This window comes from Pseudomonas sp. DP-17 (assembly GCF_022380625.1).
Taxonomy (GTDB): domain Bacteria; phylum Pseudomonadota; class Gammaproteobacteria; order Pseudomonadales; family Pseudomonadaceae; genus Pseudomonas; species Pseudomonas nitroreducens_A.
The window spans coordinates 997,152-1,014,412 of record NZ_JAKSXG010000001.1; the positions used below are offsets into that span (position 1 = coordinate 997,152).

Consider the following 17,261-nt stretch of genomic DNA (forward strand, 5'->3'; position numbering starts at 1 on the left):
TTGGTTCTCAATTAAAAGAACTCAGCAACGCCGTTTGTGAGTATCTGTGTCGGAAATGTGCTGAACGGCATAGGTGGCGGTCACGTCCATGGCGCGCAACAGGCTGTTCATCATCATGTCGGCCTCGGCGGTGAGGCGTGGCGGCGGCTGCTCCTGCAGGATGCGGGAAGCGCCAGGGGTCAGCTCGACGGCGGCCACCACCGTGCCCTTGCCGAACAGGTATTCGTAGATCAGCAGGTAATCCGTGCCGGGCAGGTCCTTGAAGTCGGCGATTCGCCTGAGCACGTTGATCGAGCCCAGCACCCAATCCCTGCTCTCGGTGAATTCCAGCACGCCGAGACTCCAGGTCTGGCTCGCCTCGTCGTAGTGGTTCCAGGCCGGCGAACGCAGGTTCCGGCTCCAGCCCGCCACCCAGGCCGCCGCGGTAGTGCCCTGCCCCAGTTCGCAGAGTTCATTCCAGGTGAGGCCGCTTCGTCGGTGATGATTGCCGTCAAGCCACTGTTCGAAGTCCCTGAAACAGGCGGCGGAGCCCGCCTCCTGGGAGAGGAACGCCTCAAGTCTGGCGCGGCTGATGGAAACCTTCAGGTACAGCTGGCACGGTTCGGCCATGGGGCGTCCTCTTCACTGATCCAACGATTCACCCCAGGTCACTTAACGTGAGCCTGAGGTGCTGAATCGATAATCCTAGAGGTTTGACCTGAGCGCGGTTCGCCCTACCTTTTCGACCGTGAAGTGGTATTTTTCAGATCGTGCTGTACAACTGTTCAACTTTCCGCAGGCTTTTCAGTCGGCTCAGGGCTTATTGTCCTGCCCGACGCCCTTTTCTGCCGGCGTCAGGAGAGGGAAATGCTCCGGATTCTCGTCAAGAAAAAGAAAAGCCGGCCGGGTCTGAGCTCATTGTCTGTCAGCGCCCGATCGACTGCTCCATGGCCCGCGCCAGCCCCTCGAAGACGCGGGGCGAGAGGCATTGAGCGACGTTGAAGCGCAGGTAGCCGGTGGCACTCTGGCTCAGGCTGAAGACGTTGCCCGGCGCCAGCACCAGGCTCTCCGCCAGGGCTGCCCGCGAGACGTCGGCGGCATCCAGCCCACCCGGCAGCCGGGCCCAGATGAACAGCCCACCGCGAGGCTCCAGCCACGGCCGGATATCCAGCGCGCGCAAGCGCAGCAGCGTCTCGCCCATGGCATCGGCCAGGCGCCCGCGCAGGCTGTCCAGGTGGCGGCGGTAGCTGCCCTTGCGCAGCAGTTCGTACAGCATCTCGGCGCTGAACGGGCTGTTGCCGAAACTGGTCGCCAGCTTCAGGTCCACCAGGCGCTCGCACCATTCCGGCTGGGTGGCGATGTAGCCGCAGCGCACGGAAGCGGACAGCGTCTTGGAGAAGCTGCCGACCTGGATCACCCGCTCCAGCCCGTCGAAGGCCGATAGCCGCGGAGCACTCTCGTGCTCGAAGTCGCCGAAGATGTCGTCCTCGACGATCAGCAGGTCGTGGGCCTCGGCCAGCTTCAGCAGGCGATGGGCAACCAGCGGCGAGAGCACCGCGCCGGTGGGGTTGTGGAAGGCCGAGTTGGTGATGTACAGGCGCGGGCGGTGTTGCTCCAGCAAGGTCGCCATGGTGACGACGTCCGGCCCGGTCGGGGTGTAGGGCACCCCCACCACCTGCACGCGGTGCGCCCGCAACAGGGCCTGGAAGTTGAAGTAACCGGGGTCGTCCACCAGCACGCAGTCGCCCGGCTCCAGCAGGAAACGGCACACCAGATCGATGGCCTGGGTGCCGTTGTCGGTGAGCACCACCTGTTGCGGGCCGACCGGCACGCCGTAGTCCGCCAGCCGGCGGGCGAGTTGTTCGCGCAGGCCGGAATGGCCATAGGGACGGCCATATTCCAGCAACCCCGACTGCGGTTCGCGGGCGATCTGCCGCAGCGCGCGGCGCAGCTCCTCCTCCGGCAGCCAGGACGGCGGCAGCCAGCCGCAGCCGGGCTTGAGCGAGGTATCCGCGGCTTCCAGCGACTGCCTCGAAATCCACAGCGGGTCGATGCTGCGGTCCAGCGTCGGGCCGACGTCTGCCAGGGACAGCGGCGGCGCGTGGCCGGCGACATAGAAGCCCGAGCCCCGGCGCGCGGCGATCACGCCGTCGGCGGTCAGCCGGTCGTAGGCTTCCACGACGGTGGTCTTGGAGACCTCCAGCTGCTCGGCCAACTGGCGAATCGACGGCAGCCGTTCTCCCGGCACCAGCGCCCGTGCAGCCAGGCGCTCGCGCACGTGCTGTATTACCGAATCGACCCGCGTGCTCTTTGGTCTGCCCATGCGGCCCTCACCTGCCCCGGGAAATGTGTACCGAGATAATTTACGGACAGTTTGCGCAAATTGTACCCTTCTGTCACTGGCCGCCGGGCGGCTCCGCGCGCAATCTGCAAGCTCGCTTTCCTGCCGGAAGACCACCATGAACAACACTTCCACTCTCGCCACGAACAGCAACCTCGGTGGCTGGCTCAGCGGCTTTCTCGGCGTGCTGATCTTCAGCGGCTCGCTGCCGGCAACGCGGGTCGCGGTAGCCGATTTCGACCCGACCTTCCTCACCCTCGCCCGCGCCAGTATCGCCGGCCTGCTGGCGGCGGCGATCCTGCTGGTGCTGCGGCAGAAACTGCCGGCGCGCAAGGACCTGCTCCCTCTGCTGGTGGTCGCCGGCGGCGTGGTGGTGGGGTTCCCGCTGCTTACCGCGCTGGCGCTCAAGCACGTCAACTCGGCCCACGCCATCGTCTTCGTCGGCCTGCTGCCGCTGGCTACCGCACTGTTCGGCGTGGTGCGTGCCGGCGAACGACCACGCCCGGCGTTCTGGATCTGCTCGCTGCTGGGCAGCGCCGTGGTCGCCGGCTTCGCCTTGTCACAAAGCGGCGCGGGCAACTTCATCGGCGACCTGCTGATGCTGGCCGCCGTGGCGGTCTGCGGACTGGGTTATGCCGAGGGCGGACGCATCGCCCGGCACCTGGGCAGTTGGCAGGTGATCTGCTGGGTGCTGGTGCTGTCCCTGCCACTCATGTTGCCGCTGGCCTGGTACACCCAGCCGGAAACCTTCACCGGCGCCAGCTGGCCGGCCTGGCTCAGCCTGGGCTACGTGTCGCTGTTCAGCATGCTGATCGGCTTCTTCTTCTGGTACCACGGCCTGGCCACCGGCGGCATCGCCGCAGTCGGTCAGTTGCAACTGCTGCAGCCATTCTTCGGCCTGGCGCTGGCCGGTCTTTTGCTGCACGAGCAGATCAGCCCGCTGATGGCTGGCGCCACCGTCGCCGTCGTGCTGTGTGTAGCGGGGGCGAAACGCTTCGCCCGCTGACCGCCGGTTTCCTTCCGCGTCCCGCCCGAGAAAAATCGCGGTATCATCGGGCGTTTGCGTACTCGGCTGGACTGCCGGAAGGAAACTCGGATGAAGCCACCCGCCGAATCTCCACTGCCTGCCGTGGAGCGCGACGAGCTCGCGCCGCGGCCACGGCTGACCCTGGGCAGCCATGTGCACAGCGGCTTCGACCTGCGCAGCGGTCGCATGCAGAACATCTCCCGGCACCGCGCCGCACTGGCCTTTCTCTACGGCGACATGCCGGTTTCGGGAAGCGTCACCCCGCGCTCGGGCCGCGAGATCCGGGTGTTCCGCGACGACCAGATCGTGCGCGTGAGCCGCGAACTGGAGCAGGAGCACGCCTGGCGCCTGGAGCTACGCAAGCTGGGCTTCAAGCCGGCGATGCGCCGCAGCGAGGCCCTGGAAGACAGCGCCGGGGAAATGTTCGAGCTGCCCGACGACAGCGCCTGGCAGGAGTTCATGCGCGAAGGCCTGCCGCAGTTGCGCGAACAGGGCTGGGAAATCGACATCCGGCCTGAATTCGTCTTCGATCTCTCGCCGGTGGAGAACTGGTACGCGGAGATCGAGGAAACCGACGACCGCCAGTGGTTCGACCTGGAACTGGGCATCGAGGTGGAAGGCCGGCGCATCAGCCTGCTGCCGGCGCTGATCGAACTGATCCGACGCATGCCGGCGCTGCTCGACCCGATCGCCCTCGCCCGCCATGCCGACGATGAACAACTGGTGCTGCGCCTGGATGCCGGGCGCAACCCGATCCACACCTGGCAGACCGCCTCCGACCGCCCGCTGCGCGTCTCGCTGCCATTCGGCAAGCTCAAGCCGATGCTGGGCACATTGTCCGAGTTCTACATCGGCGAACAGCCGCCGGTACGCCGGCTGCGCATGGGCGCACCGGACGCCGCCCGCCTCACCGAACTGGAAGAGCTGCCACTGACCTGGCAGGGCGGCGAACAGCTACGCGAGATCGCCCATCGCCTGCGCGACTACCGCGCCCAGCCGGCGCAGATTCCCGCGGGCCTCAACGCCGAACTGCGCGCCTATCAGCACGAGGGCCTGAGCTGGATGCAGACCCTGCGCGAAGTCGGCGCCAGCGGCATCCTCGCCGACGACATGGGCCTGGGCAAGACGCTGCAATCGCTCGCCCACGTGCTGCTGGAAAAACAGGCCGGACGCCTGACCAGCCCGGCGCTGGTGATCATGCCCACCAGCCTGATTCCCAACTGGCTGGACGAAGCCGAGCGCTTCACCCCCGACCTGCGCGTGCTGGCCCTGCACGGCGCCGGGCGGCGCAAGGCGTTCGCGAAAATCGCCGAGCACGACCTGGTCCTCACCACCTACGCCCTGCTGCCGCGCGATGCCGAAAAGCTCGCGCAGCACGAATACCACCTGCTGATCCTCGACGAAGCGCAGAACATCAAGAACGCCACCACCAAGGCCGCCCAGGCCGCGCGGCATCTTCGCGCACGCCATCGGCTGTGCCTGACCGGCACGCCGCTGGAGAATCACCTGGGTGAACTGTGGTCGCTGTTCCACTTCCTCCTGCCCGGCTGGTTGGGCGATGCGCGGCAATTCGCCGTGGACTACCGCACGCCCATCGAGCGCCACGGCGACCAGGGCCGGCTGGCGCACCTCGCCGCGCGCATACGGCCCTTCCTGCTGCGCCGGACCAAGGAGCAGGTCGCCTCGGAGCTGCCGCCCAAGAGCGAGTTCATCCAGCACATCGAGCTCAGCGAAGCACAGCGCGACCTCTACGAAACCGTGCGCCTGGCGCTGGATCGCAAGGTGCGCGACGAGATCGCCCGTCGTGGCCTGGCGCGCAGCCGGATCATCATCCTCGAAGCGCTGCTCAAGTTGCGCCAGGTCTGCTGCGACATTCGCCTGGTGAACAAGGAAGCGCCGCCGCCCACCGGTAAATCCGCGCGCGCGGTGACCTCGGGCAAGCTAGTCTACCTGCTCGACATGCTCGAAGAGCTGCTCGCCGAAGGCCGCCGGGTGCTGGTGTTCTCGCAGTTCACCTCGATGCTCGCGTTGATCGGCGACGCGCTGGCCGAGCGCAACCTGGAATACGCCCTGCTCACCGGCGATACCCGCGACCGCCGCGCACCGGTGAAGGATTTCCAGGAAGGTCGCGTGCCGCTGTTCCTGATCAGCCTGAAGGCCGGTGGTGTAGGCCTGAACCTCACCGCCGCCGACACCGTGATCCACTACGACCCCTGGTGGAACCCGGCCGCCGAAAACCAGGCCAGCGACCGCGCCTATCGCATCGGCCAGGACAAGCCCGTGTTCGTCTACAAGCTGATCGCCCGTGGCACGGTGGAGGAAAAGATCCAGCTGCTGCAGCGCGACAAGGCCGCGCTGGCCGCCGGCATCCTCGACGGCTCAGGCAGCGACTGGCAGCTGGACGACGCGGATATCGACGCGCTGTTCGCGCCGCTGCCCAAGGCGGTCTGACCTGCAGCTTCTGGACTCCGCCCTACAGACTGAAGAACCTCCTGACACGATGACGGGGAAATCCACTACATAACCAGACGCCCGGATGTAGGAATCTACACCTGCACCGACGCAATGAGCCCGGCCCCGGCAGAGGCAGACGCCCCGGGTGAACCAAGGCTCCAGCAGGCGCAAGCAAGTCGACCCAGTGACCCCGCTCGTCCCCTTACGAGACGGGGTCATTGTTTTTCCGCTGGCGCCTCAGCGCATCCCCCAGCCATGACTGACCAGCACCGACTGCCCGGTGAGCGCTGCCGAAGGGAAACTGGCCAGGAACAACACTGTCTGCGCCACGTCGTCCACGGTGGTGAACTCGCCATCCACCGTCCCGCCGAGCATCACCTGCTTCACCACTGCCTCCTCGCTGATGCCCAGTTCCTTCGCCTGTTCGGGAATCTGCTTTTCCACCAGAGGCGTGCGCACGAAACCGGGGCATACCACGTGGGAGCGTACGCCGTGCGGCCCGCCTTCCTTCGCCAGGGTGCGCGCCAACCCGAGCAGTCCGTGCTTGGCGGTGACGTAGGCCGATTTCAGCGGCGAGGCTTCGTGGGAATGGACCGAGCCCATGTAGATCACCACGCCGCCACGCCCTGCCGGGTACAGGTGGCGCAGCGCCGCGCGCGTGGTGAGGAAGGCGCCGTCGAGGTGGATGGCGAGCATCTTCTTCCAGTCGGCGAAGGCGTAGTCCTGCAGTGGGTTGACGATCTGGATGCCGGCGTTGGAGACCAGGATGTCGAGCCCGCCGAAGGTGTCCACCACTCGCTCCATGCCGCTGTCCACGGCCTGCTCGTCGGTCACGTCCATGGCCACCGCCAGCGCCTTGCCACCAGCGGCTTCGATCTCGGTCACCACGCGTTGGGCGGCGTCCTGCTGCAGGTCGGCGATGGCCACCGCCGCGCCCGCCTGCGCCAGGGTCAGGGCGATCTGTTTGCCGATGCCGCTGGCCGCGCCGGTGACCACCGCGACCTTGCCGTTCAGTGCTTTCATCAGAGAGCTCCCGAAGAGGTAGGAGCTTTCACTCTAGACGGATCAGTCGCGAGTCAGCTCGATACTGCCGTCGCGTTGTTGCCGGTAGATCGTATAAGGCAGCACCAGCGTGTCGGCGGCAGCGGATAGCAGACCGTCGAACAGTGGCCAGTAGAGCCCCTGGGGAGCGTCGGGGGATGGTGGCGACAGCCCTGCGCTGCGCTGATGGCTACCGCCCGGGTCACCGTGCAAAGCGCAGAAGTTGTAGGCGACACCACTATAGATGCGGGGAATCTCGGTGCAGTATGTCCTGCCCAGTTTCAGATCGCCCACGCTCTCATGCGCGTCACCATCCAGCGTCCGCACTGACCCGCACCCGGTGACTCCAGCGGTGACTATCAGCACCGCGAACAAACGACCCAGCATGGTTCATTTCCCTTGAAGTCGAGTTCCGCTCAGTCGCGGCGCAGCTCGATGCTGCCGTCGCGGTTCTGCCGATACAGCGTGTAAGGCAAGGCCAGGGTGTCGACCACTCCGGAAAAGGCCATGTCCAGCACAGGCAGGATCGGCGGGCCGAAGGTGTGGTTCGCCGGTGTGGATGGCGGCGAATAACCGGCATCGGCCGGTGGCTCGCCATACAGCTGGCAGGCATCCCAGACCACGCCGCCATACACGCGAGGAATGGCGCCGCAATAGGTCCCCTTGAGCCTCAGGTCGCTGGCGTCCACCACAGCGTCGCTGCGCAGGGTGTGGTAGGACCCACAACCGCCGAGCAACGCGGCGCCGAGCAGCAGGCAGGAACGGAACATCGTCATATCGAAACTCCCTCTCGATGGCGAAAGCGGCAGCCTACCAGCCCTTGAGCTGGTCCCAGCGCCAGTTGCGGTACTGGTAGATCAGCGTACCCAAGAGTCCATAGGCCGCCGCCATGGCGAAAAGGACGAGGATACGGTCAGCCACGGCCGAGAGCGGCAGGTTCATCTGGTTCATTTCCACCACCGCGCGGATCGCCCAGGTGGACGGAATCGCATCAGCCAGCAGTTGCACCCACCCTGGCATGGCCTGTGGCGGCCAGGTGAAGCCGGCCATGTAGAACAGCGGCAGGGTGATGAAAGTCATGGTCAGGTAGACCGCTTCCTCCGAAGGCAACACCTCGGCGATGAATTCGCTCATGGCGATCACTGCCAGCAGGAAGGGCAGTACCAGGCCCATCAGCATGAAGAACGAAGCCGTCTGCCGGTAGCCCATCATCCACGGCCAGATCACGTAGAAAAGCATCGCCAGCACCGTCCAGATCGAGAGCTGCGCGGCGTAGCGGCCGAAGCGCGTCGAGGTGGGCTGGCGCAGCGAGCGCGGAGTGCCGCCGCGCAGGTTGAGGTTCACCCGCGTGCAGGAGAGCAGCAGGCTGTGCTGCAGGATCAGGGTCACCAGCCCCGGCAGGACGATGGCGGCGAAGCTGGTGCCGGGGTTGAACAGGTCGGTCATCTGACCGACGGCGGGTTGCAGCAGGACGTTGGCCTGCACCTCGGAGAAGCCGCCGCGCATCAGCCGCTCGCGGTTGTAGCGCAGCGACAGCTCGGTGTAGGTGGCGCTGATGTCTTGCTGGATCTGCCCGTTGGCCATGCGGTTGGTGGCGTCGCCGAAGATCGGCACGGTCACCGCTTCGCCGCGCAGCACGCGCTTCTCGAAGTCCAGCGGAATCACCACGATGGCGAACAGCTTGCGCCAGGCCAGATCGTGTTGCGCCTCGGGCAACTGGTCGTAGCCGACGGTGGCGATCTTCGGCGCGGCATCCAGCTGGCGCACCAGCTCGCGGGACACCACGCTGTGGTCCATGTCGATCACCGCCACCGGCAAGTCGTCCATGGTGCGGTGGGCATAGGGCAAGGTGGTCAGCGCCACGGACAGCACCATCAGCAGCCACAGCGGCTTGCCGAGCATGCCGCTGAGGGATTCGCGGAAGACCTTCCAGAAATTCTCCATGGCAGCTCCTTACGCCGGGCTCAGGTCGAGGCGCCGGCGCAGGCGCATCTTGGCGATCATGTAGGCGATCAGCGGGTAGAGCAGCAGTTTGCAGCAGGTATACAGGCCGGACTCGGCCGGTGCCCTGCGCAGGAACTGGTCGAACAGGCCATGCAAGGTGTGGGTCAGGGGTTCAGCCTCGGAGATGATGCGGGCGACCGACGGCATTGCCAGCTCGGGCAACAGCACGCCGGAATATGTCTGTGCCACGCCTATCAGCAGGCCGATCAAGGAGTAGGCACTGAAACGGTTGGCGGTGAAGATGAACAGCATCAGCCCCACGCTCTGCGCCGCCACCACGTAGCAAAGGGTGATCGCCAGCATCCACCAGGTATTGCCATTGATCCGCGCGCCGTTGAGCTCCACCAGCAGGAACAGCTCAACCATCAGCAGTGTGCTGAACAGCAGCGTGTAGGGTGCCAGCTTGCCGAGCAGCCGCGCGCCCAGGGCCTGGGCGCGGAGGATGTGCGGCGAGGAGGCGCGCAGCTCCGGCGCCTCGCGCGCCAGTACGTGCACGGTGGCGACGATCACGAACAGTTGCAGCAGGTGCACGATGGCGGCGAACTGCTGGAAGTAGATGTAGTTGCCGCTGGCATTGAACAGGCTTTCGTAGGACACGCTGATGCTCGCCAGCGCGGGCATGGCGCGGTCCATGCCGGCGGCCAGGCGCGGGCGCAACTCGGCGTTCACCGAGCTCATCAGGCCGCTGAAATCCTGGGTCGAGTAGAAACCGGCGGAATAGAACAGCGAGTTGTAGTACAGCTCGGCGACCGGCTGGCGGCCGGACAGGGCGTCGGCTTCGAAGTCGCGAGGAATATAGAGCAGCGCGTAGTCGTCGGCCATGCGCAGCCGACGCAGCCCCTCCTGCAGGCCGCCACCCAGCACCTCGACCTTGGCGTGGGAACCGGCGTCCAGCTCGCGGACGATCTTGCGCGACAGGCTGCTGTGGTCGGCATCGACCACCGCTACCGGCATGTCCAGCAGCGTCCCCGCCTGGTACACGCCGCTGATCACCACAAACAGCAGCAGCGGCCAGAGCCAGCCGAGCCAGTGAATGGTCCAGCTGCGCAGCGCGACCCGCGTTTCGCTGCCGAAGGCCTGGGCGAAACGCAGCAGGTTGCGCCTTACTGCTTCCACTGCCACAGCGCACTCATGCCGGGGCGCAGGCCCGGTACCGGCTGGTCGGGATACAGACGCACCTCGAAGGTCTTCAGGTCGAAATCGCCGGTGGCGCGGGTGGCGCGCTTGGTGGCGAAATCGCCGAGCGGCGCGATGTAGGCGACCCTGGACTCCACTTCAATACCTTTGAGAGCCGGCACCCGGATGGCCACTTCGTCGCCCTTTTTCACATCGGCAAGAATGTCTTCGCGCAGGTTGAATACGAAATAACTGTCGGACAAGCGCACCAGCGTCAGCAACGGGCTGTAGGCATTGACCAGTTCGCCCTGCTCCGCGGGAATCGGTCCGACCTCGCCATCCACCGGCGCCACCACATTGAGGTCATCCGTCTGCGCCTGCAACTCGAGGATCTGCGCGTCGGCCCTGCGCACGGCGGCCTCCAGGGCACGACGGCGCTCCTCGCGGTCACCCTGGGTGCCTTCATCGAGATTGGCCTGGGCCTCGGCGACGCGATTGCGCGCCACGTCGCGGCCACGCCGCGACAGGTCCAACTGCGCCTGGGAAACGAAGCCGCGACCGGCCAGCTCCTCGTTGCGCTGGTACTCGAGCTCGGCGTTGCGCAACTCGGCCTGGGCCTGGGACAGGCTGGCCTGCAAAGCGCGCAGGGTTTCCTCGCGGGTGCCATGAAGGGATTCGTCGAGGTTCGCCTGCACCTGGTTGCGCGCAGCGCGCAGGGAGTCGAGCTGGGCTTGCAGCTCCGGACTGCTGATGGAGATCAGCAGCTGGCCCTGCTTTACATCATCGCCGCGCCGCACATGAAGCGCCTCGACGCGCCCCTTGGCCTTGGAGGCGACTATGACGGTGGTGGCGTCCGCTTCACCTTGCAGCAACAGCGGCTGAGTATGCAGGCGCAGGTAAAGGGTAATGGCGATGATCACCAGGATCAGCAGCGGGGCGAACAGTTTCCATCCCTTCATGGAGCAGGTCTTCTCAGGTGGCGGTGCACCGATGGTAGTGCATCCGCCGCCCGGGCGGCGGCTCTGGGTCAAGCCACCGGGCGATCAGCGCTCGTCGTCGCTGATCAGGTCACGTTCGCCGCTGCGTTGCGGCGAGCTCGGCGAGGGGAAGCGCGAAGACGCATAACGCACCACCAGAATCGCCAGCGCCAGCAGCAACAGCGCCACCGAGACCAGGATAATGCCGTCGTCGGGGACATGGTTGTGCTGGATATCGGCGATCATCAGGCGGGTCAGCGCGGTCATCGCCACGTAGATCAGGAAGCGCACCGGCATGTGGTTGGTCTTGAAATAGATGCCGACCATGGCACCCAGTTCGAGGTAGATGAACAGCAGCAGGATGTCGTCGATGCTGGCGTGCCCCTTCCCCACCATCTCGCCGAAGGCCACCGCCGCCGACCAGAACACCGTGCCGCCGATGGCGAACAGCGCCAGGTAATGGAATCCCTCCACCAGCAGGTTGCCCAAGGATTCGGCGCACCCATGCATCCGCTCGCTCAGACGCTCGGCCCAGTTCTGTTTCATTCGTCGGTTCTCCGCAATACATGGCTGTGTTGGCGTGAAGCCTGCAAGTGCTACGCCATTGATCTTGCGCAGTCATCCCACAGACAGGCTGCGACAAGATGACTGCAACTTTTTCGGCAGCCCCTGAGTCCATCCAGAGGCACGCCACAAAACAGGCAGGAACGAGTGATGGAAAGCCCCTTTCAGAAACTGACCGACGCCTTTCAGGAACAATACCGCGTCAATTTCAGCCTTGAACGGCCCGACGGCAGCATCGTCCTTACCCTTTCCACCGAGGAAGGCGTGGCCGCGCGCCGTCTGATCCGCTACGCCCAGTTGCAGGACCCGGAACAGCTTCAGCGTTTCATCCAGAGCATCCGCTTCGGCATCGCCATCGAACAAGGCGGCACGGCGCCCCAGTTGCTGGCAGCCATGACGCGCGGCGAAAACGGCCTGCCAATCGCGTCCTGAAGCTCGTCTTCGCAAGAATTCCTTCCTACAGAGCCATCTGACTGACGATTCATTGCGCCAGTCACGTGGCTGCGTCGCGCGCGCCTTCGGGGCGGGCGCACTGCTTTGGGCCGCAGCCAATACTGGCCAATTACCGGCACAGCCCTTTTCTGCGTCTACGCTGCTGGCAACGATTCGCACCGCAGCAGTAGCATTGCGCAATCGATTTACTGTATAAATAAACAGTAATTCCGAACTCCCCAATCAAAGAGAAGGCACAGAGGTGATGAATGGCCGTCGAAGTGGTGTACCGCAGCAGCCGCGATCCGGAGCGCCTGTTCATGGATAAGGCAGAAGCCGACCGGCACGACAAGATGCTGGAGCTGGCGGAAACGCTGGCCGACGTGCTGCAGAAGGCGGTGCCTTCGCTGAAGGAGGATCAGGTCGAGGAGATCGGTATCTTCATGGCCAGGAACCGCGACGCCTTCGCCCGCGCCTTCAAGAACCAACCGGATGCGTTGAGCGAGATTTTCAGCGAGCCTGCCGCCGAGGAATGAGCCTCGGCGCATTCCAGGTGCAACCGGAAACCCCGGACCGCAGCGCCATCCGCGTGATCGCGGGCATGGCGCGCTCCTGCAGGGTGCTGCAGCTTCAGTGGCCCGGATATTCCCCGTAGAGAATACGTTCGGCCAGCTTGTCGGCGACTCGCGCAGGCGACAGGTGCTCCGCCTGGGCATGGGCATAGACCTCGGTCAGGCGCTCGGCGATGCGCGAAAGGTGGGCGGTGATGACAGGTACCGCTTCGCCCTGGTGCTGCAGGGCCACGTAGATCAGCCCACCGGAATTGATCACGTAATCCGGTGCATACAGGATTCCCCTTCCCTCCAGTTCATCGGCGACCTCGGGATGGGCCAGCTGGTTGTTGGCCGCGCCCGCCACAGCGGCGCAGCGCAGGTGGCCGACCACCTGTGAGGTCAACACTCCGCCCAGCCCGCAGGGCGCGAGGATGTCGCACGGGGTGGTGAGCAGCGCTTCGTTGGGCACCGGCCGGGCCCCCAATTGCTCCACCGCCAGTTGCACCTTGCCCGGGTCGATGTCGCTGACCAGCAGCTCCGCCCCCGCCGCCGACAGATGCTCGGCCAGCGCATAACCCACGTTACCCAGCCCCTGGATCGCCACCCGCAGGCCATCGAGATCGTCACTGCCCAACCGCGCCTGGGCGCTGGCGCGGATGCCGGCGAATACTCCGAGAGCTGTATGAGGGGAAGGATCGCCACCACTGGTGGTGCTGGTGACGTGGCGGGTGAACTGGGCGATGCAGTCCATGTCGGCACTGGAGGTGCCGCTGTCCACAGCCGTGATGTACGCACCGCCGAGGGAATCGATCGCGCGGCCAAAGGCTTCGAAAAGCTCGCCCCGATTGTCGACGTGCGGAGCGCGCAGGATCACCGCCTTGCCGCCGCCCTGGCGCAGGCCGGCCAGCGCCGCCTTGTAGCTCATGCCCTGGGCCAGGCGCGCGGCATCGCGCAGCGCGGCGTCCTGGTTGGGGTAAGGCAGGTAACGGCAGCCACCCAGGGCAGGGCCGAGCCGGGAGTTGTGGATGGCGATGATGGCCTTGAGTCCCGTGGTCGGGTCCTGGAAGAGATGCAGCGACTCGAGCCGGGTGGCTTCCATCATGTCGAACATGGCGGCGCTCCCTTGCTTGGGGGTGAACGGCGGTCCGTAGGCGGACCCTTTGAGTATAGGCAGCACCTGTCACATCACCTTCACCGGCGACGACCGCGCCACTGGACGAGTGCCCGGCGCTCCGGTTACAACCGCAGGGTCAGCCGGAGAACGCCATGGACCCGCGTCAAGCCTGCCTCGCCTGTCTTGCCCAGGACCCGCCCGCCCTGTTCGAAGCGGCCCTGTGGATCGCCGCCGAGCACGAACCGCACCTGCCGCCCGATCAGACACTGCGCCTGTTCGATTCGCTTGCCCATCAGGTCGCGGTGGCGCTGCCCCAGGGCAACGGCGATGCGGAACGCGCGCAGTTCCTGCTGCGCCGGCTGAGCGAACTGGGCTTCGCCGAAGACGACCAATACCCGCTGCACCCGCGCGCCGCCCTGGTCCCCCAGGTGCTGCAGCGCCGTCACGGCCAGCCGCTATCGCTGGCGCTGATCGCCCTGGAAATGGCTCGGCGCAACGGCATCACCCTGGTAGGCGTGAACTTCCCCGGTCGTTTCCTGCTGCGCGTACCCGGCGCCGACCATCTGCTCGACCCCGCTACCGGCCGCCGCCTCTACACCCGCGATTGCCGTGACCTGCTGGCACGGCAGATGGGCACCAGCGTAGAGCTGTCCGCCGAGCACCTGCGCACCGCCAGTGCCGCCGATATGTTGCAGCGCCTGTCGCGCAACCTGCGCCAGTTGCACCTGGCCGCCGGGGAACCGCTGGCGGCGCTCAAGGATGCCCAGCGCGTACTGGAGCTGGGGCCGCCCAGTTCCAGCGATCACCTCGCCCGCGCCGATCTGTACCAGGTTCTGGATTGCCCGCAGGCGGAGCGCTACGACCTGGAGCGCGCGATGCTGCTCAGCGACGATGCCGCCGAGCAGATGCGCCTGGCTCAGCGCCTGGCCGAGATCAGCGTGCCGCCCAAGGCACTGCACTGACGCCTCGGACTTTCAACAGGCCTCAGACCTTCAACAGACCAAGCTCCTTGGCTCTCGCCACCGCCTGGGTGCGGCGCTCCACGCCGAGCTTGCCGTTGATCCGACGCGCGTGGGTTTTTACCGTGTGCAGGGAAATGTACAGCCGCTCGCCGATCTCCAGGTTCGAACAACCGCGCGCGATCAGCTCCAGCACCGAGAGCTCTCGCAGGCTCAACAGGTTGTTCGGGGCGATCTCACCCGCGTTGGGGCGCAGGCCGAACAGGCCGGGTTGGCGGCGCTGGGTTTCGTGCAGGGAGGACAGCAGGCCGAAGCGCTGGGCCAGGGCGACGCCCTCGTCCAGCGAGCTACGCGCCTCGTCCAGATTGCCTGAGATGAAGTGCCCCTCGGCCAGTGCCAGCCAGACTTCGCAGGCGAGAGTATTGCGGCCTTGGCGCAGCAGGTCGGGAAGCAGGCCCTGCAGACGCTGCAGCGCGGCGTCCACGTCGCCGTCGTAGAGTTCGGCCAGCGCCAGGTGATGCTCGACCCGCAGGATCTGGTCCGGCGCTGCCGCTGGCGGGCTGAGACGATCGGTGCGGTAGCGCGAGGCGACCCGCTGGAGGATTTCCCGCGCCGGGCCGGCCCGGTTCAAACGCAGGTGCAGCGCGCCGCTGGCAAGCAGCAGCGGGCCGCGATAGATCGGCTCCGGCACGTGTTGCAGCTGCATCAGTCGCTCGACCTCCAGCAGTCGGCTGAAGGCGCCGTCGGTGTCGCCATCCAGTGCGTCCAGCCAGGCCATGCCGGTGAAGCCGTAGATCAGGCTCGGGTCGTGGCTGCGGCGGGTTTCGTTGAGGCCGGCGATGAACAGCTCGCGCGCCTCGTCGTCGCGGCCCTGGCGCAGGCACAGCCAGCCGCGGCGCAGGGCGACGCGACCGGCCATGGCGTTGCAGGTGATGCGCATCTCGTCAAGGTATTCCTGCACCCGCGCCAACAACGCGTCGGCGCGCTGCAATTCGCCGCGCTGTTCCAGCCATTGGGCACGGTCCAGTTCCAGCAGCGCTTCGAAGGTGGTGCTGCCTTGCAGGCGAGCGCGCCGCAGCGCCTCGCGGTTGATCAGTCGCGCCTCGGCCAGCCGCCCCTCCGCCTGGGCCTGCTGGGTCAGCGCGGACAGGCAGATCAGCGTCTGCGCCCAGGCATCCTCGGGCAGGTGCGCCAGCGCCTCGCGCAGTTGCTCGCGGGAGCCGGGCAGTCCGCGCGCGTGGGTAAGCATGCCGTTGAGCCCCTGCCACTGGGCCACCAGCGCGCGCTGACGGTGTTCGCCAGGCATCGGCAGGAAGCGGTCGAAACCGGTCAGCAGCGCCTCGACGTCGTCCAGGCGACCGACGAACAACAGGGTCCAGGCATTGAGGATCAGCAGGCGCGGCGTGCTGCACAGCAGCTCGTCGGGCAGCGATTCGCGCAGTTGCAGCACGCGCTCGACGTTGCGGCCGTGCAGCAGCTGTTCCTCGGTCAGGCGCTGCAACAGGCTGGCGGAAACGTCCGGCTGCTCGGCGTAGAGCGAGTGCTCGAAAGCGGAATGGATCTCCCCGCACTGGGTGAACCACTGGCAGGCGCGCCGGTGCAGGTTGGCCGCAGGCCAGCGCGACAGGCTGGCCAGCGCCGCCGCAACCATGGGCGCGACCTGGAACCAGTGCTGAGTGTTGTCCACCGGCTCGATCAGCACGCCCCAGGCCTGCAGGCCGTCCAGCGCAAGACCGGGTTCGTCGAACAGGTAGTCGCACAGTTCGCGATTGAAGCGGCTGATCTGCGCCAGGCCGCAGAGGGTTTCCGCCAGCTCCGCCGGCAGGCTCGCCAGGACTTCGCGTTGCAGATAATCCTGCAGCAGGCCGATGCCGGCGTTGCTCATCTGGGTGGCACAGGGAGCGACGGAGTCGTTGCCCAGGCTGAGCAGGCGCAGGCGCACGCCGGCAAACCAGCCGTGCGTTGCTTCCTGCAGGGCCTGGCGCTGGGCCTGGGGCCATTCCAGGCCGGCGGTGTGCAGATAGGTGTCCAGCTCGCCCTGGGTCAACGCGAGGGCGGCGGCGCCCAGTTCCAGCAGTTCGCCTTCGAGCAGCAGGCGGGTAAGGTTGCAGGCGGGGCGGCGGCGGCTGGCCAGCCACCAGCCGATCTGCGGCGAGGCAACGGCGAGCAGGCGGTCGAAGCAGTCATCGAGGGCGGGATCGGGGGCGCGGGGATAGTCATCGAGCATCAGCCAGACCGGCTCGCTGGCGTTCTCCAGCCAGGCACACAGTGCTTCCTCGCCGGACCAGGGTACGCCCAGCGCCTCGCCCAGCCGTTCGCAGAATTGCTCGGGAGAAAGCCCGCGGCCGCCCATTCCCAGCCAGACCACGCGGGTACCGGCGGGCGCCAGGCGCGCGCACTCGCTCATCAGCACCGTCTTGCCACAGCCGGGCGGCGCCACCAGCAGGCGCAGGCGGCATTCGGTGGTGCTCAGGCTGGCGTGCAGCCGTTCGCGGGGCAGATGCTGGCGTGGCAGTCGCGGCAGCGCCGCGCTGTGCAGGGCGATTGTCGACATGGGCTTCTTCCGGCCATTTGCCGGCCAGACTATGCCCCTGGGCGGAGCGGGCAAAGGACCATCAGCCAGACTCATGGCGCGATATAGCGCAGGCCGCTCTGAGGCCCGTGCTAGAGATGGCGCCGCATCGAAGGGCAAAAAAAGA

Annotated in this window: 16 protein-coding genes; 5 read left to right on the plus strand and 11 right to left on the minus strand. The window is 66.3% G+C overall.

The annotated features are described in order from the left end of the window. Positions 1 to 21: 21 nt before the first annotated feature. Positions 22 to 609: a hypothetical protein gene (locus tag MJ122_RS04675; RefSeq protein WP_088419431.1), complete on the minus strand. Its 588-nt coding sequence runs from the start codon at positions 607 to 609 to the stop codon at positions 22 to 24. A 295-nt stretch (positions 610 to 904) separates the two neighbouring features. Continuing rightward, positions 905 to 2,302 carry a PLP-dependent aminotransferase family protein gene (locus MJ122_RS04680; protein WP_088419429.1) on the minus strand — a complete coding sequence of 466 codons (1,398 nt, stop codon included), beginning with the start codon at positions 2,300 to 2,302 and terminating at the stop codon, positions 905 to 907. A gap of 136 nt (positions 2,303 to 2,438) precedes the next feature. On the opposite strand from MJ122_RS04680, the gene MJ122_RS04685 reads away from it, so the two are divergent. Beyond that, positions 2,439 to 3,326: a DMT family transporter gene (locus MJ122_RS04685; protein ID WP_017519056.1), complete on the plus strand. Its 888-nt coding sequence runs from the start codon at positions 2,439 to 2,441 to the stop codon at positions 3,324 to 3,326. 441 nt (positions 3,327 to 3,767) lie between these two features. Next, positions 3,768 to 5,798: a DEAD/DEAH box helicase gene (locus MJ122_RS04690; protein ID WP_239742828.1), complete on the plus strand. Its 2,031-nt coding sequence runs from the start codon at positions 3,768 to 3,770 to the stop codon at positions 5,796 to 5,798. Positions 5,799 to 6,038: 240 nt separating this feature from the next. Here MJ122_RS04690 and MJ122_RS04695 read toward each other — a convergent pair whose 3' ends face one another. From MJ122_RS04695 to MJ122_RS04725, 7 genes are all read right to left on the minus strand, one after another. Continuing rightward, positions 6,039 to 6,824, minus strand: coding sequence for a 3-hydroxybutyrate dehydrogenase (locus MJ122_RS04695; protein ID WP_088419427.1), 786 nt, complete (start codon positions 6,822 to 6,824; stop codon positions 6,039 to 6,041). A 42-nt stretch (positions 6,825 to 6,866) separates the two neighbouring features. Next, the gene (locus MJ122_RS04700; protein WP_239742566.1) at positions 6,867 to 7,136 is read right to left on the minus strand and encodes a YceK/YidQ family lipoprotein; all 270 of its coding nucleotides are present in this window, start codon (positions 7,134 to 7,136) and stop codon (positions 6,867 to 6,869) included. Positions 7,137 to 7,258: 122 nt separating this feature from the next. Then, positions 7,259 to 7,612 (minus strand): YceK/YidQ family lipoprotein, encoded by a 354-nt coding sequence (locus tag MJ122_RS04705; RefSeq protein WP_239742830.1) that lies wholly within the window; start codon positions 7,610 to 7,612, stop codon positions 7,259 to 7,261. 40 nt (positions 7,613 to 7,652) lie between these two features. Next, the gene (locus tag MJ122_RS04710; RefSeq protein ID WP_239742568.1) at positions 7,653 to 8,786 is read right to left on the minus strand and encodes an ABC transporter permease; all 1,134 of its coding nucleotides are present in this window, start codon (positions 8,784 to 8,786) and stop codon (positions 7,653 to 7,655) included. Positions 8,787 to 8,795: 9 nt separating this feature from the next. Then, complete coding sequence (locus tag MJ122_RS04715; protein ID WP_239742570.1) at positions 8,796 to 9,968, minus strand: ABC transporter permease; 1,173 nt, start codon at positions 9,966 to 9,968, stop codon at positions 8,796 to 8,798. After that, a complete protein-coding gene (locus tag MJ122_RS04720; RefSeq protein ID WP_088419417.1) occupies positions 9,950 to 10,921 on the minus strand; it encodes an efflux RND transporter periplasmic adaptor subunit in 972 nt (323 codons plus the stop codon). The genes MJ122_RS04715 and MJ122_RS04720 overlap by 19 nt, the downstream gene beginning before the upstream one ends. A gap of 84 nt (positions 10,922 to 11,005) precedes the next feature. Beyond that, positions 11,006 to 11,485, minus strand: coding sequence for a phosphate-starvation-inducible protein PsiE (locus MJ122_RS04725; RefSeq protein ID WP_017519063.1), 480 nt, complete (start codon positions 11,483 to 11,485; stop codon positions 11,006 to 11,008). A 168-nt stretch (positions 11,486 to 11,653) separates the two neighbouring features. Here MJ122_RS04725 and MJ122_RS04730 point away from each other — a divergent pair, with 168 nt between their 5' ends. After that, a complete protein-coding gene (locus tag MJ122_RS04730) occupies positions 11,654 to 11,935 on the plus strand; it encodes a DUF3509 domain-containing protein (protein ID WP_017519064.1) in 282 nt (93 codons plus the stop codon). Positions 11,936 to 12,204: 269 nt separating this feature from the next. Continuing rightward, entirely contained in the window at positions 12,205 to 12,471 is a 267-nt protein-coding gene (locus MJ122_RS04735) for a YebG family protein (protein ID WP_017519065.1), read from the plus strand. Between the two features lie 94 nt (positions 12,472 to 12,565). Here the strand turns inward: MJ122_RS04735 and MJ122_RS04740 are convergent, their stop codons facing one another. Next, positions 12,566 to 13,600, minus strand: a complete 1,035-nt coding sequence (locus MJ122_RS04740; RefSeq protein WP_239742573.1) for a Glu/Leu/Phe/Val dehydrogenase dimerization domain-containing protein — start codon at positions 13,598 to 13,600, stop codon at positions 12,566 to 12,568. A gap of 155 nt (positions 13,601 to 13,755) precedes the next feature. Here MJ122_RS04740 and MJ122_RS04745 point away from each other — a divergent pair, with 155 nt between their 5' ends. Continuing rightward, positions 13,756 to 14,565, plus strand: coding sequence for a transglutaminase family protein (locus MJ122_RS04745; RefSeq protein WP_239742575.1), 810 nt, complete (start codon positions 13,756 to 13,758; stop codon positions 14,563 to 14,565). 22 nt (positions 14,566 to 14,587) lie between these two features. Here the strand turns inward: MJ122_RS04745 and MJ122_RS04750 are convergent, their stop codons facing one another. Continuing rightward, positions 14,588 to 17,116 carry a LuxR C-terminal-related transcriptional regulator gene (locus MJ122_RS04750; protein ID WP_239742577.1) on the minus strand — a complete coding sequence of 843 codons (2,529 nt, stop codon included), beginning with the start codon at positions 17,114 to 17,116 and terminating at the stop codon, positions 14,588 to 14,590. Between the last annotated feature and the right edge of the window lie 145 nt (positions 17,117 to 17,261).